Raw genomic sequence first — 393 nt, forward strand, 5'->3', positions numbered from 1 at the left:
TTAGGCGAAAATCCATGTTGCTTCAAAAAATCCTCGATATTCGATTTAACCAGCTCGCCAATTTCCAACTCTCGCGAGGAAATGGCTATGTCATCCGCATATCGGCTATAGATTAGATTGTTCGCCGCGCAAAACCTCTCTACACTTTCGTCGAAAGCTTTGAGTATTATGCTGCTGATTGCTGGGCTGGTCGGTGCGCCTTGCGGCAATGCTTCATCCAATGTCAGCAGATGAGCTAAGAAATTCGAAAGTCGAGAGTTATATCCTAAGGAGCGGAAAATCTCACATACCCGGACACGACTGATCGATGGGAAAAATTGTTCAATATCCATCCGCAACATTGCTTTGCTCGCAGCGTGCGATGTTACGTGATCTAGAATGCTTTTGCCCTTG

1 protein-coding gene is annotated in these 393 nt (G+C 45.8%); it reads right to left on the reverse strand.

Annotated elements, in window-relative coordinates:
* The coding region (locus PQQ96_RS42255; protein ID WP_408303381.1) for a reverse transcriptase domain-containing protein at nucleotides 1-332 on the reverse strand (332 nt) is incomplete at its 3' end.
* Nucleotides 333-393 lie beyond the last annotated feature (61 nt).

Source organism: Paraburkholderia sediminicola, from assembly GCF_046027825.1.
Taxonomy (GTDB): domain Bacteria; phylum Pseudomonadota; class Gammaproteobacteria; order Burkholderiales; family Burkholderiaceae; genus Paraburkholderia; species Paraburkholderia sediminicola_D.